20 protein-coding genes and 1 pseudogene are annotated in these 10,263 nt (G+C 60.4%); 8 read left to right on the top strand and 13 right to left on the bottom strand.

What is annotated here, in order from left to right; translation table 11 throughout:
* Positions 1-12: 12 nt before the first annotated feature.
* From KIH75_RS08475 to KIH75_RS08500, 6 genes are all read right to left on the bottom strand, one after another.
* Positions 13-900, bottom strand: a complete 888-nt coding sequence (locus KIH75_RS08475; RefSeq protein WP_219056296.1) for a helix-turn-helix domain-containing protein — start codon at positions 898-900, stop codon at positions 13-15.
* Positions 897-1,313 (bottom strand): RusA family crossover junction endodeoxyribonuclease, encoded by a 417-nt coding sequence (locus tag KIH75_RS08480; protein WP_219056297.1) that lies wholly within the window; start codon positions 1,311-1,313, stop codon positions 897-899. The genes KIH75_RS08475 and KIH75_RS08480 overlap by 4 nt, the downstream gene beginning before the upstream one ends.
* Complete coding sequence (locus KIH75_RS08485; protein WP_219056298.1) at positions 1,310-2,056, bottom strand: hypothetical protein; 747 nt, start codon at positions 2,054-2,056, stop codon at positions 1,310-1,312. Before KIH75_RS08485 ends, KIH75_RS08480 begins: the two co-directional genes overlap by 4 nt.
* Entirely contained in the window at positions 2,056-2,583 is a 528-nt protein-coding gene (locus KIH75_RS08490; protein WP_219056299.1) for a single-stranded DNA-binding protein, read from the bottom strand. Before KIH75_RS08490 ends, KIH75_RS08485 begins: the two co-directional genes overlap by 1 nt.
* A gap of 1 nt (position 2,584) precedes the next feature.
* On the bottom strand, positions 2,585-2,845 hold the full coding sequence (locus KIH75_RS08495; protein ID WP_219056300.1) for a hypothetical protein: 261 nt from the start codon (positions 2,843-2,845) through the stop codon (positions 2,585-2,587).
* A 183-nt stretch (positions 2,846-3,028) separates the two neighbouring features.
* Positions 3,029-3,265 carry a hypothetical protein gene (locus tag KIH75_RS08500; protein ID WP_169079959.1) on the bottom strand — a complete coding sequence of 79 codons (237 nt, stop codon included), beginning with the start codon at positions 3,263-3,265 and terminating at the stop codon, positions 3,029-3,031.
* Between the two features lie 29 nt (positions 3,266-3,294).
* Between KIH75_RS08500 and KIH75_RS08505 the strand changes: the two genes are divergently transcribed.
* A complete protein-coding gene (locus tag KIH75_RS08505) occupies positions 3,295-3,918 on the top strand; it encodes a hypothetical protein (protein WP_169079961.1) in 624 nt (207 codons plus the stop codon).
* Positions 3,919-3,923: 5 nt separating this feature from the next.
* On the opposite strand, the gene KIH75_RS08510 is transcribed toward KIH75_RS08505, so the two are convergent.
* Positions 3,924-4,115: a hypothetical protein gene (locus tag KIH75_RS08510; protein ID WP_169079963.1), complete on the bottom strand. Its 192-nt coding sequence runs from the start codon at positions 4,113-4,115 to the stop codon at positions 3,924-3,926.
* A gap of 2 nt (positions 4,116-4,117) precedes the next feature.
* A complete protein-coding gene (locus KIH75_RS08515) occupies positions 4,118-4,351 on the bottom strand; it encodes a DNA-binding protein (protein WP_219056301.1) in 234 nt (77 codons plus the stop codon).
* Between the two features lie 120 nt (positions 4,352-4,471).
* Between KIH75_RS08515 and KIH75_RS08520 the strand changes: the two genes are divergently transcribed.
* On the top strand, positions 4,472-5,149 hold the full coding sequence (locus KIH75_RS08520) for a hypothetical protein (protein ID WP_219056302.1): 678 nt from the start codon (positions 4,472-4,474) through the stop codon (positions 5,147-5,149).
* On the opposite strand, the gene KIH75_RS08525 is transcribed toward KIH75_RS08520, so the two are convergent.
* Both KIH75_RS08525 and KIH75_RS08530 read right to left on the bottom strand, forming a co-directional pair.
* Positions 5,073-5,393 carry a hypothetical protein gene (locus KIH75_RS08525; protein WP_219056303.1) on the bottom strand — a complete coding sequence of 107 codons (321 nt, stop codon included), beginning with the start codon at positions 5,391-5,393 and terminating at the stop codon, positions 5,073-5,075. The two genes, KIH75_RS08520 and KIH75_RS08525, sit on opposite strands and share 77 nt — an antisense overlap.
* Positions 5,393-6,199, bottom strand: a complete 807-nt coding sequence (locus KIH75_RS08530) for a phage antirepressor (RefSeq protein WP_236028171.1) — start codon at positions 6,197-6,199, stop codon at positions 5,393-5,395. Before KIH75_RS08530 ends, KIH75_RS08525 begins: the two co-directional genes overlap by 1 nt.
* Positions 6,200-6,275: 76 nt before the next feature.
* Here KIH75_RS08530 and KIH75_RS08535 point away from each other — a divergent pair, with 76 nt between their 5' ends.
* Entirely contained in the window at positions 6,276-6,539 is a 264-nt protein-coding gene (locus tag KIH75_RS08535; RefSeq protein WP_169079973.1) for a hypothetical protein, read from the top strand.
* On the opposite strand, the gene KIH75_RS08540 is transcribed toward KIH75_RS08535, so the two are convergent.
* Both KIH75_RS08540 and KIH75_RS08545 read right to left on the bottom strand, forming a co-directional pair.
* Positions 6,484-6,723 carry a hypothetical protein gene (locus KIH75_RS08540; protein ID WP_169079975.1) on the bottom strand — a complete coding sequence of 80 codons (240 nt, stop codon included), beginning with the start codon at positions 6,721-6,723 and terminating at the stop codon, positions 6,484-6,486. The genes KIH75_RS08535 and KIH75_RS08540 overlap by 56 nt on opposite strands.
* Positions 6,724-6,742: 19 nt before the next feature.
* Positions 6,743-6,991: a helix-turn-helix transcriptional regulator gene (locus tag KIH75_RS08545; protein ID WP_219056304.1), complete on the bottom strand. Its 249-nt coding sequence runs from the start codon at positions 6,989-6,991 to the stop codon at positions 6,743-6,745.
* 294 nt (positions 6,992-7,285) lie between these two features.
* On the opposite strand from KIH75_RS08545, the gene KIH75_RS08550 reads away from it, so the two are divergent.
* The 5 genes from KIH75_RS08550 to KIH75_RS08570 all read left to right on the top strand — a co-directional run bounded on the left by KIH75_RS08550 (position 7,286) and on the right by KIH75_RS08570 (position 9,901).
* On the top strand, positions 7,286-7,507 hold the full coding sequence (locus KIH75_RS08550) for a hypothetical protein (RefSeq protein WP_219056309.1): 222 nt from the start codon (positions 7,286-7,288) through the stop codon (positions 7,505-7,507).
* 12 nt (positions 7,508-7,519) lie between these two features.
* Positions 7,520-8,083, top strand: coding sequence for a DUF4236 domain-containing protein (locus KIH75_RS08555; protein WP_219056305.1), 564 nt, complete (start codon positions 7,520-7,522; stop codon positions 8,081-8,083).
* Between the two features lies 1 nt (position 8,084).
* Positions 8,085-8,537 carry a DUF6978 family protein gene (locus tag KIH75_RS08560; RefSeq protein WP_003816213.1) on the top strand — a complete coding sequence of 151 codons (453 nt, stop codon included), beginning with the start codon at positions 8,085-8,087 and terminating at the stop codon, positions 8,535-8,537.
* The gene (locus KIH75_RS08565; protein ID WP_219056306.1) at positions 8,534-9,310 is read left to right on the top strand and encodes a DUF1829 domain-containing protein; all 777 of its coding nucleotides are present in this window, start codon (positions 8,534-8,536) and stop codon (positions 9,308-9,310) included. The genes KIH75_RS08560 and KIH75_RS08565 overlap by 4 nt, the downstream gene beginning before the upstream one ends.
* A 183-nt stretch (positions 9,311-9,493) precedes the next feature.
* Entirely contained in the window at positions 9,494-9,901 is a 408-nt protein-coding gene (locus KIH75_RS08570) for an ImmA/IrrE family metallo-endopeptidase (RefSeq protein ID WP_236028173.1), read from the top strand.
* Positions 9,902-9,944: 43 nt separating this feature from the next.
* Here the strand turns inward: KIH75_RS08570 and KIH75_RS10155 are convergent.
* A pseudogene (locus KIH75_RS10155) lies at positions 9,945-10,263 on the bottom strand (hypothetical protein); the annotation flags it as partial.

Below are 10,263 nucleotides of genomic sequence, written 5' to 3' on the forward strand. Positions count from 1 at the left end.
GGTTCGTGTGGTTTATGCGGGTTCCCAGGTGAGGTCGCGCAGTCGGCCGATGTCGCCGTCGCGTACGGCCCGGGTGATGGTCTGCGGGTCGGCCCCCTCGTTGAGGGCGGTGGCGACGGTGCAGGCGAGCGCGTCGCAGAGCGCGTCGGTTTCGTCGCGTTGGAGGAGCTGGAGGGTGTGGGCGCATTTCCAGGTGTGCCGGTGGGTGGTGCCGGTGCCTGTCGTGGTGTGGGTGATGCCGAGTTCGTGTCCGCGGCGGAGCCAGTTGCGGAAGCGTGCGTCCCAGTCGGCGCTTTCGGCGTCCTGGTCGAGTGCGAGGTCGGTGAATTTGGCGGCTTCGGCCTCGCAGTCGAGTCCGAGCCGGGCGGCGAGCGCGCGGTGTTCGGGTGTGGGTTTCCAGTCGCCGATTTTCCTCGCGCGCGCGTTACTCTCTCTCGGTTCTATAAATGGTTCTTCCTTATTAGGTTCTGTGCGCAGACATACTGCGCCCCTGATTGCGCCCCTACCGTCGTTTTTCTGCGCCCCTGATTGCGCCCCTAGGGGCGCGGTGTTCTGCGCGTCTGTCCCCTGTTTTTTCAGGGGCGCAGTTTTTGCGCCCCTGTCGTTCCGGGCGTCCATGCCGAGGTCCCAGACGATCGGGCGGTAGTTGGCGGCGACGTGGCTGACGAGCCGCTGGTCGCCCCGGTGGATCAGTCCTTCGTTTTCGAGGTCCTTGAGGGTTTCCTGGATGGTGCGGCGGCTGTAGCCGGTGAGGGCGCACAGCCGCTTCTGCGACGGGTAGGCGCCCTTGCCCTTGGTGTCGGCGTGGTCCGCGAGGACGAGCAGCGTTCGGAGCGCCGCTCCCCTGACCTTTTCCTGCGGGACGTCGTAGAGCGCCCACAGCACTGCCTTCATGCTCATGATGCTTCTCCTTGGATGATGGTGATGTCGATGGCGTACCAGCCTTTTTCGCGGCTTGGTTCGCCCGGCCGGTAGTCGGGGCCGGTGATGTGGGTGCTGTCGTCGTCGGGCCATATGCCGGCGTCGGTGAGCGCGTCGATGATGGCCTTGACCATGGGGGCGGCGTTCTCGGGGTCGAAGCGCCCGTGGGTGAGCGGGTGGATGGTTGCGATGACGCGGACGGGCCATGCGGTCGGCGTGCCGAGGGAGCCTCTGTTGAGGGCGTCGCGTGCGGCGATGAGGGCGCGGCGTCTGACTGCGCTGGTTCGCCGGTATTTCGCGCGCCAGTGGCCGCGCCTGTTCTGCGTCCACCATTCGGCCCCGGGGATGCGGATGGTGATGGTCCTGCGGATGGTGATGTCGGGCGTGCTCATGATTCCGCTCCCCCGATGTATTGGGCGATGACCTGCTCCCCGTCCTCGCCGTGGCGCAGCGCGGCCCTGTACGCGCCCCTGGGGCTCCATGTGCCGCTGAGCCCCTTGTTGATCGTGCGGGCGAGTCCCATGGCTCGTTTGCGGGGCACGTGTTCGGCGATGACCGCTGGCCTGCCGGTCCTTCGGAGGGCGGCGGCGACGCCCTGCCAGTGGCCGACTGCCATGTGGGCGGTGCTCGCGTCCTCGGGCCATTCGTCGAGCCATCGGATGCCGTTCTCGCCGGCGAGCGCCTGGAGTTCGTCGGCGGGCTTCCCGTGTTCGGCTGCGGCTTCGGTGGCCGTGGCCAGTGGTTCGGGTTCGGACTTGGAGGTTTCCGTGGGTTCGTGGTCGGCGACGGTGCGCAGGATGGCGTAGGCGCGGGCGATGCTGATGTGCTGGTTGTGTTCGAGCAGGTCGATGGCTTCGAGGTCGAGGGCGGTGTCGTCGTCGTGTTGGCGGCGCATCCATGTGCGGGCGCTTTTGCGTTCGCCGGGGGTGAGGTCGCTCCATTTGCGTTCGGAGAGTTCCGTGAGTTCCTGGTTGCTTCTACGTGGCATGGCGGTTTTTCCTTTCGTGGTTTTCGGCTTGGTTTTCTGGGGTTTCGGGTTGTCGGCGAGTGCGCTGCGGTAGTCGGTCCTGGCTTGGGCGCGTCTCATCTCGGCGGCGAGCGCGGGGTCGTGGAGGATGGTGTTGTAGACGCCCATCAGAATTCGGGTTCCTCCTCGGCTTGTGTGCCGGGCGCCCCGAATGCGGGGCCGCTGGACGCCCATGGGTCCTCGGGGCTTCCGGGCGTGGGTGCGGCGGGGGCGAATCCGGTTGCGCCGCCCGCGTATCCGTTGCCGGTGTTGCCGGCTTGGCCGCGCGTGTGGCTTGTGCGGCTGACCTGGGCGGTGGCGTATCTGAGGGATGGGCCGATCTCGTCGACCTGCATCTCGTAGACGGTGCGGTTGGTGCCGTCCTGTGCCTGGTAGGAGCGTTGCTGGAGTCGTCCCTGTGCGATGACGCGCATGCCCTTGGCGAGGCTGGAGGCGCAGTGGTTGGCGAGTTCGCGCCAGGCGGAGCAGCGGAGGAAGAGCGGCTGGCCGTCCTCGTACTGGCCGGATTGGCGGTTCCAGGTGCGTGGGGTGCTGGCGATGGTGAAGCCGCACACGCTTGCCCCGGTGGATGTGGTGCGCAGTTCTGGGTCGGCGGTGAGGTTGCCGATGATGGTGATGACGGTCTCCCCTGCCATGTCACTCGCCGTCCTTTTCCTTCAGGAGCTGTTGGAGCCGTTCGAGCTTCCAGTCGATCTCATTGGACAGTCGGATGAGGCTGTCTGCGGCTGCGCAGGCGATCCGGTAGGGGTCGCTGCCGGTATTCGGCTGCTGGTCGAATTCGCCGACGATGGCGGTGAGCATGCGGATGGTGGAGCCGAGGCTGTCCCTGCGGATGGTCCACAGGCCGATCTGGTCGGTGGTGTCCCTGGTGTCGATGTCGTTGGAGTCGTGTGGCATCGGTGTTCCTTTCGTTGATGGTGGATGGTTGTGTTTCGTGGGGCGGCCCGGATTCGGACCGGGCGCACGCCTTTGCCGCGCCCAATGTGATGGTTGGAAGGAAGTCGCGCGATCTCGGCGTGCGGCGAACCGTGCATCCGCCCCTGGGCGCCCGCGCCCATGACGACAAGCGCGGGCGGGTCTTCATTTGCCTTCCGTCTCGTGTTCCGCGATGTCGAGGAAGGTGACGGAGAGGATGCCGCCGGTGATGGCGGCGAGGATGTGGAGGATGCTGAGCGCGCCGTCGAGGAGCGCGGCGAGGGTCCACAGGACGCCCCAGATGCCGATGGCGGCCGTGAGGGCGGAGAGGATGATGCAGCAGACGGTCTTCTGCGTGCGCTGCGCCTCGGTGAGGGGCCTGGGCGTGTCCGCGTGTCTCATCGTTCGCCTCCGTTCGTAGAATCCATGGCATGGACATCAATGTGATCACCGGCGTCGTGGGCGCCGTCACGGGCGTGGCCGGCGGCGTCACCGGATGCGTCGCCCTGCTCCAGACGCGCCGCGGCAACAAGCTCTCGAAGGAGGCCAACGGCTCGGCCGAGGAAGCCAACAGGATCGCCGCCGAATCGAAGCTCGTCGCCGAGCGGGCCAACGGCCTTGCAGGAAAGGCGAACGAGATAGCTGCAGACGCGAACTCGATCAGCCAGCGGGCGTTGTCCGTCACCGCCGACCAGACGGTCCACAAGTGGCGGGTCGAATACGATGGAGATACCTCGACCGTCTTCCTCGTCAACGATTGCCCCAATACGGCACGAGACGTGGCCGCGTTCGTCCGTTTCAAAGACCAGACCGTTGCGAAGCGGCGCGTCGACGAGGTTGCGCCGTTCGGAGAGATCGCACTCGAAAGCGAGTTCTTCTCCCAGCAGATACTCGAAGACCAGGCCGGCATCGACCGTCTGAACGCCCAGCCCGGCTTCGCCTACCTCGGACGTGGATCCTGCCGCGTGACGGTCCACGTCGCCTACACCACGGAGCTCGGCGCGAGACGCAACGACGAAGTCGAGCAGCGCCTGACCAACGGCAAAAGGCATTGAATCCATCACAGCTCCCCCCTGATCACGTCGATGACGATGGCCACGATCGATTCGATGTCGATGTCCGCGTCGTCGGCGTGCACGGTGCCCAGCGAGGGCCTGACCTCGATGTTCGCCGCCGTGATTGTGTCGCCTGCGGGATCTCCCATGTCCTCTATGACGGCCTCGACACATTTCCTTCCGATGTTGCTGTTCATGTTTATTCCTCCATTGATCTGATCCAGCGTTCCATCGCTGTCTTGCTGACTTTTCTGCGTCCCGGCTTGCCTTCCCTGTTTGGCGCGCGGAAGCTGTCGAGGTCGCCGACGTCGATCGCGTGGCGCAGGCCGCGCGGGTCGAGGCTGTACACCTGTGCCGCCTGTTCCGGGCTCCAGGCGAGCCGTTCGCCGAGCGGTACGCGGCTCGGGTCCTTGAATTCGGTTTGCGGGGTCATCACGCGCCTCCTTTGCGTGTGTGATGCCGGGCGGCGTTAGGAGAACCGCCCGGCCCTCTCCTAAAATCGGTGTCATCCCGCATATGCGACGTGCGGGCCGAACAGTTAGGAGAAGAATCAATGAACCCAGCCGAGTACATGCTGCAGTTCTTCAAGATCGAGGAAAGGGACGATGGATTCGACGATGGGATATCCACATCGTTCAGCAGGATGCATGACGCCGAAACGTGCTTGGACAATCTGATCAAGATGAATGTCAGACGGTTGGGCACGACGAAAAGCGTCATGCCGCAGATATGGCAGAAACTGTGGGAGTCGTACACAAATTCTTCGGGAACCGGATACTGGGCCGGTTTCTCGACTTCCCAGCAACGGGATATCCCTCTGGATGCGGCCGAGGCGCAGGCATTGGAGATCATCGCCGACAAGTCGCCAGCGCTACCGATCTCCATCGCCGAAGAGGAACGCAAGACGATCTCCGAGTTCCTGGACGAGGCGTTGAAGGCGGTCCGAGAGGATGACAGTCTGCCGACATCGCTGCGAGTGTACGTACTGGACCTCATCTCCGAAGCGAGACGCAACCTCGACGAATACACGGCCGGGAAAGAGTTCGACCTGAAGGTCTCTCTGCAGGTCCTGTTCGGAGTGCTGTACATGGCGGAATCACAGACCGGGAAGCCCACGGTATGGGAGAGTCTGAAGAGCAAGATAGCGAAACCGTTCATTTCAGCGCTTCTTTCCGAGGGCGCCCGTCAGCTTGTCGCGTCCGGGGCATCTTTCCTTCAGCTTCCTGGGTGACTTCCGACGGCTTGTAGAACACCAAGAAGTCCTCATAGAGCCGCTTGCGCGCGAGAAACTTGTTGGATGCCTGCGAGGCGACCATCAGCATCGCGAATCCGAAAAGGATCTCCCAACGTTCCATCCGCCGGAGGCCGGCAATCAGGCAGAACGCTCCGACACCCATGTAGATCAGCGCGAACATCGCCTCGAACGGATTCGGTTTGTCGATACGGCACGGAATAAGAGAGTTGTCGACCGGCATCACGCGCCCGCTTTCGTGTATTCGAGCTGGAGGGTGGCCTCGTTCATGCGTCGGGCGATCAGGCCGAGTCCCTTCCTGGTGATTTTCACGGTCGGCGCGAAGCTGAATGTGGTGCCGTCCCCGTGGGTGCCGTGGGTCTTCGGCGGGACCATGACGAGGTGGCCGGCGTCGATGCGGTTCTGGCGTGCGCTCCAGTGGCCGTTCTCGCGGAAGACCCACCCGTTGTGTTCGAGCCAGGAGAACAGGGTGTTGCGGCCGATGGGCCTGCCCAGGTTGCTGAGCAGTTTCGCGCTGTTGCCCACGGAGAGCACGTCGGGGATGTCGACGAAGTTGTCCCACATGGAGGCTTTCGGCTGGAGCTCGTCGATGCGCGTCTGCTGGGCGGCGATCTTCTGCTTCTGCGCTTCCATGGTGCGTTGGCCGATCATCACGGCCTTCGCGAGGATGGTCATGTCATCGTCCGTGTCTGTGGCGGGAATGTAGCCGCCTGTCCTGCGGATCTGGGGCAGCACCTCATGCGTCACCCAACGCTGGAACTCGTGAGCTTCCGGCTTCCTCGAGCGCATGACCAGACGATACAGGCCAGGCTCACTGATGATGTACGCCTGCTGCCGACGGCCAATCGAATCGATGACTTCAGCAGTACTGAACTCGTCCTCATCAAACATTTTGACAGTCTCGGTTGGATTACCGAGGTCAAGGATGTTCATGCAATCCTTGAGTACGAACCAAGGCTCCCCCGCCTCGTCGGTCAGGGTGCGCAGCGCGGCGCCCTTGAAATCGAATCTCTGTATTTCGTTGTTCATTTGGATTCTCCTTGGTTTTTTCATCGCTCCTTTGCATATGCTTGTGATGTTCAATACGAGCGTGAAAGGAGGTGAAATGGATAAGAGCATTCTTAAAATTGACGGGGTTGTTCTTCCTGGTGCTCCTGATTTTCTTGTCGAGCAGTTCGACGAAATCGAGGAGATTCTGAGAGGAATGAAACCCGGTGAGCGCAAACGCAAAACCTTCATTGCGAGCACTGACGATGGCAAAGAGAACATCATCACCGTTTCTCTGCATTGTGGTACCACAATGAGCCTCGACGTCATCGATGATGGTTCCGACGCTTATCGAGCGTGCGTGAAACATTTGAGGAGCTAAGAACAGTTCTTTTAAAAGCTCTCTGGCCATTTTCGGAATCGCCGTCCGCGTGCAAGAATTCCAGTTCCTTGCGGACGGCTTTCCTTATCGCGCCCAGCATCGCCGGGTGCAGGCGTTCGAACTCCTCGACGGAGATCGGGTTCGTGGATTCGTCCGGCGTCTCGGCCGGAATATTGATGCTCATTTCGGATTCTCCTTTCGATTCATGCGTCGGCGAGCGCCGACTGCTCTTTGAATTGAGGTGGGAGGAAAGCGCTTGGCGATTCTCCGGTCGCTTCAGAGAGGGCGATGATCGTGTTGAGGGTGACCGATCGATAGCCCTTCAGCACGGCGTTGAGGCTGCTGTACGGGATTCCGCATTTTTCGGACACGGCACGCTTGGTCATGCCCTTGGTTCTGATGATTTTTTCGGCATTGCTACCGAACCATGTTTGTAAACTAACGTTACTCATGTGAGTAACACTAATGCACGAATGAGAGTCTGTCAACTTTGGCGTTTCTCATTTGTGGAACAAATGACCATATATGGAATTGCCGTTACTTAAATCGAGCAATATAATGCTTACATGAGTGATAGCAGAGAATATAGGAGCCAGCGTTTTGCGCAGCTAGTAGGGCTCGAGCTAAAAGGTGAATTCGCAAAACATTCCATTTCGCAGACGAAAGTCGCTGAAATTCTTGGACATTCCAAAGGCGGATACTCCAAATGGATCAATGCAAAGCCATCAATGCCGCTGGAGGCGTTCTTGAACACTTGCGAATTGATCGGAGCTGACCCCAAAGCCGTCGTCGACGCCTCGTATAAAAGGCTGCTTGACGAGCTGGGAGCGCCGGAGGAAGCCCGCGAGCGCCAAGCCCAGATCGCCGATGATCTCATCGACCGTATCGCCGCCCGCCCGGAGGACTACGACGTGGCCGCCAACAGTGATCCGAACGCGCGCCTCGAAGCCGAGACTCCCGATGAGTGAGAGGAGTGAATAATGGGTTTCAGGGTCAATCGCAGGATCAGCCTGGGCAAGAACGTCCGGGTGAATATCGGTAAAAGAGGCGTCAGCACGTCTGTGAAGATGGGACCGGTCACAGTCAATTCGAGGGGACGTAAGACCGTCCATGTGGCAAAGGGCGTCTCATATACCATCAATCCGAAGACGAAAAGAAACACCGCTCCGCAGCGGAGGTCAACTGTCGAAAGCAAGCAGCAGGCGAGTTATACTCCCCCATCCGCAGGCAGCACGCCACATCAGCCTCGGCCAAAGACTTTGAAGCAGCTCGAGATCCAGTACAAGGCATATAACGTCCTTCTCTGGGTGACGTACGCGCTGACCGCGTTCACCATTCTCATGTGCTTCTTCGGACCAGTCATGCTCGTCTTCGCCATCCCGTTCACGCTGATGTCAATAGGCTTCACCAAGCTCAAGGCGACGCTCAGGAAACAGCTAGAAGAGAGAAGATCCGACGACGCGTCGCCGGTTGCCGCAGATGCTGATGGAATCACGACAGACGAGTCGAGTTCCAAGAACACGGCGAATGAGAGGAGCATCTGACATGTCGAGGAAGAATAGGAAGCCGAGGTTCACTCTTTCGCAGGAGGAGGCCGAACGGCTTATCACGGCCGTCAAGAACGCCGTGGAGGATGTGTTCCGTATGCCGGCGGCCGGCGAGCATAACGCGGAATTCCACGTGAGAGCCGACGACGGGGAGAAATTCACCATCGCCGTCTTCCAAGGAACCAAGAACGCAGCAAGGCATCAGATATCAGCCCGCATCACGAAACTGGGAATTCCGCTGATACGCTTATGCGTCAACAGCGGAACGCACAACAATCCCGACGGCACACGAATATCGGGTACTCACTGGCATGTGTACAAGGAGGGAGACGATGATTTGGTGGCGTATCCGGCCGATCTCGAGTCTGATGGATTCGTGGACGCTACCATAGCCTTATTGGATAAGTTCAACGTGATCAAGAGACCAGTCTTCCAGGAGAGCCTGATATGAACAGCATCGAGAGCATCAAGCCCGACGAGCTCATCGAGGAGTATGGTGAATGGCTCAAGCACGAGTCCTCTGCCAAGGACCTCGGAGAGTGGAAGGAGATAACGCTCCCGATGTTCGACCACTCCAACGATGACCTGATCTTCTATGCCAAGACCGCCGGCGATCGCATCATGTTCACCGACGACGGGTACACACTCGAATCGTTCCGACAGAACGGCGTCACAATCACAGAGGCGAGGCGCGAGCGCATGGAACGCATCGCCCGCAAATACGGTGCAGGCATCAAAAACGACGAAATAGTGCTCGAATCGGATGGAAGACGCGGCGATGCCATGAACCGTTACGCGCAGGCCCTCATCGGCGTCGGGTCCATGATGGAGGCCGCGCAGCGGAGGGTTGCGGAATACTTCGCGGATGACGTGGCCATCGTGCTGGATGGATGTAACGTGTTCTATACGGCAAGCGTCGGCATCCGCGGGGTGTCGCGATACGAACACAGCTTCGACTTCATCTTCCAGCGCAGCGCAAACCATCCGACGAGGTTCTGCCAGGCTCCGAACAAGTTCGACAAGGACGCCGTAAGGAACATCATGTGGGGTTGGGAGGACACGCGCAAGGCCAAGGAACGCGCCGATGCGAAGCTCGTGGTCATCGGAGACGACCGCGAAGGCCCGCTGCAGGACGGGGCGTCCGAAGCGTTCGCAAACTGCGGAGTAAGCGTGATCCCGTATTCGCAGCTGGCAAAGAGGGCCCCGCAGGAGCTGGCCGCATAGGCAGTCGAACATGACGAGAACGCGCTGCCCGATACCGAGGCTGGACGAAGGAACAGGCAAATGGGAAGGCCTACGGGATGGGCTGAGCGTGATTCATGTCATTTTATAAGGCTTTATAACCCTTTATAAGTATTTATAAGCGGTTATTTCCTTTATATCTGGAACAGCAATGGAAAGAGGCCATTGAGAGGGAACGAGATCGCACGCCTGTATATGCGGGCCGGAGAGATGGGGCTGGCCGTCGAATCGACGGACCTCCCACGCGACATATGCGGCCTGTACGACGACCGGCACGGACTCATCCTGCTGGCCGACTGGCTCAACCAGCGCCAGCGCCGCTGCACATTGTGCCACGAGCTCATACACGCGAAATACCACGATTCCGGATGCGGCAGCCAATACGGAATCAAATGCGAGCGCCGTTGCCGTAGGGAGACGGCGCTGGCGTTGATCTCGCCGGTGGATTACGGCATGGCCGAGGAGGTGTACGAGGGCAACATGTGGATGATGGCCGTGGAATTGGGCGTCACCATCCAGGTGTTGAACGACTACCGGCAACTGCTTTATGATTCCGGCGTGTGCGTGCAATAAAAAAAGACCCCGGCCGTCCGCATACCGCGAGCGCCGGGGTCTGTCATATGCCGAGTGTCGGCTGCTGTTCGATGGGGATGTGTTCGATTACCTTGGTGATTCTTCTGTGTCCGGTTTCGAGGCGTCCGTCGCGTACGTATTGTTCCGTTTCCAGGTTTACCTTGAGCAGGTCTCCGCTGCAGAACGATTCTTCGTGGCGGTTGAGTCTTGCGAGGAATCCGTCATCGGCGATCTCGGGTAGTGCCCGAAAAGTTGCGCACTTTGGATCATGGCCGTCCATGGCGCGATGATCAGTTCGCTTCCACGAGGTTGTCATCGAGCCGGGACATGTCCAGGTAGCGGCGGTTCGACCATTCGTTCGC

The sequence above is a fragment of the Bifidobacterium pongonis genome (assembly GCF_019331805.1).
Lineage (GTDB): Bacteria > Actinomycetota > Actinomycetes > Actinomycetales > Bifidobacteriaceae > Bifidobacterium > Bifidobacterium pongonis.

Coding starts and splice junctions, on each gene's coding strand:
- KIH75_RS08475 (WP_219056296.1), bottom strand. CDS start 900: ATGAGCATGAAGGCAGTGCTGTGGGCGCTCTACGACGTCCCGCAGGAA.
- KIH75_RS08480 (WP_219056297.1), bottom strand. CDS start 1,313: ATGAGCACGCCCGACATCACCATCCGCAGGACCATCACCATCCGCATC.
- KIH75_RS08485 (WP_219056298.1), bottom strand. CDS start 2,056: ATGGGCGTCTACAACACCATCCTCCACGACCCCGCGCTCGCCGCCGAG.
- KIH75_RS08490 (WP_219056299.1), bottom strand. CDS start 2,583: ATGGCAGGGGAGACCGTCATCACCATCATCGGCAACCTCACCGCCGAC.
- KIH75_RS08495 (WP_219056300.1), bottom strand. CDS start 2,845: ATGCCACACGACTCCAACGACATCGACACCAGGGACACCACCGACCAG.
- KIH75_RS08500 (WP_169079959.1), bottom strand. CDS start 3,265: ATGAGACACGCGGACACGCCCAGGCCCCTCACCGAGGCGCAGCGCACG.
- KIH75_RS08505 (WP_169079961.1), top strand. CDS start 3,295: ATGGACATCAATGTGATCACCGGCGTCGTGGGCGCCGTCACGGGCGTG.
- KIH75_RS08510 (WP_169079963.1), bottom strand. CDS start 4,115: ATGAACAGCAACATCGGAAGGAAATGTGTCGAGGCCGTCATAGAGGAC.
- KIH75_RS08515 (WP_219056301.1), bottom strand. CDS start 4,351: ATGACCCCGCAAACCGAATTCAAGGACCCGAGCCGCGTACCGCTCGGC.
- KIH75_RS08520 (WP_219056302.1), top strand. CDS start 4,472: ATGAACCCAGCCGAGTACATGCTGCAGTTCTTCAAGATCGAGGAAAGG.
- KIH75_RS08525 (WP_219056303.1), bottom strand. CDS start 5,393: ATGCCGGTCGACAACTCTCTTATTCCGTGCCGTATCGACAAACCGAAT.
- KIH75_RS08530 (WP_236028171.1), bottom strand. CDS start 6,199: ATGAACAACGAAATACAGAGATTCGATTTCAAGGGCGCCGCGCTGCGC.
- KIH75_RS08535 (WP_169079973.1), top strand. CDS start 6,276: ATGGATAAGAGCATTCTTAAAATTGACGGGGTTGTTCTTCCTGGTGCT.
- KIH75_RS08540 (WP_169079975.1), bottom strand. CDS start 6,723: ATGAGCATCAATATTCCGGCCGAGACGCCGGACGAATCCACGAACCCG.
- KIH75_RS08545 (WP_219056304.1), bottom strand. CDS start 6,991: ATGAGTAACGTTAGTTTACAAACATGGTTCGGTAGCAATGCCGAAAAA.
- KIH75_RS08555 (WP_219056305.1), top strand. CDS start 7,520: ATGGGTTTCAGGGTCAATCGCAGGATCAGCCTGGGCAAGAACGTCCGG.
- KIH75_RS08560 (WP_003816213.1), top strand. CDS start 8,085: ATGTCGAGGAAGAATAGGAAGCCGAGGTTCACTCTTTCGCAGGAGGAG.
- KIH75_RS08565 (WP_219056306.1), top strand. CDS start 8,534: ATGAACAGCATCGAGAGCATCAAGCCCGACGAGCTCATCGAGGAGTAT.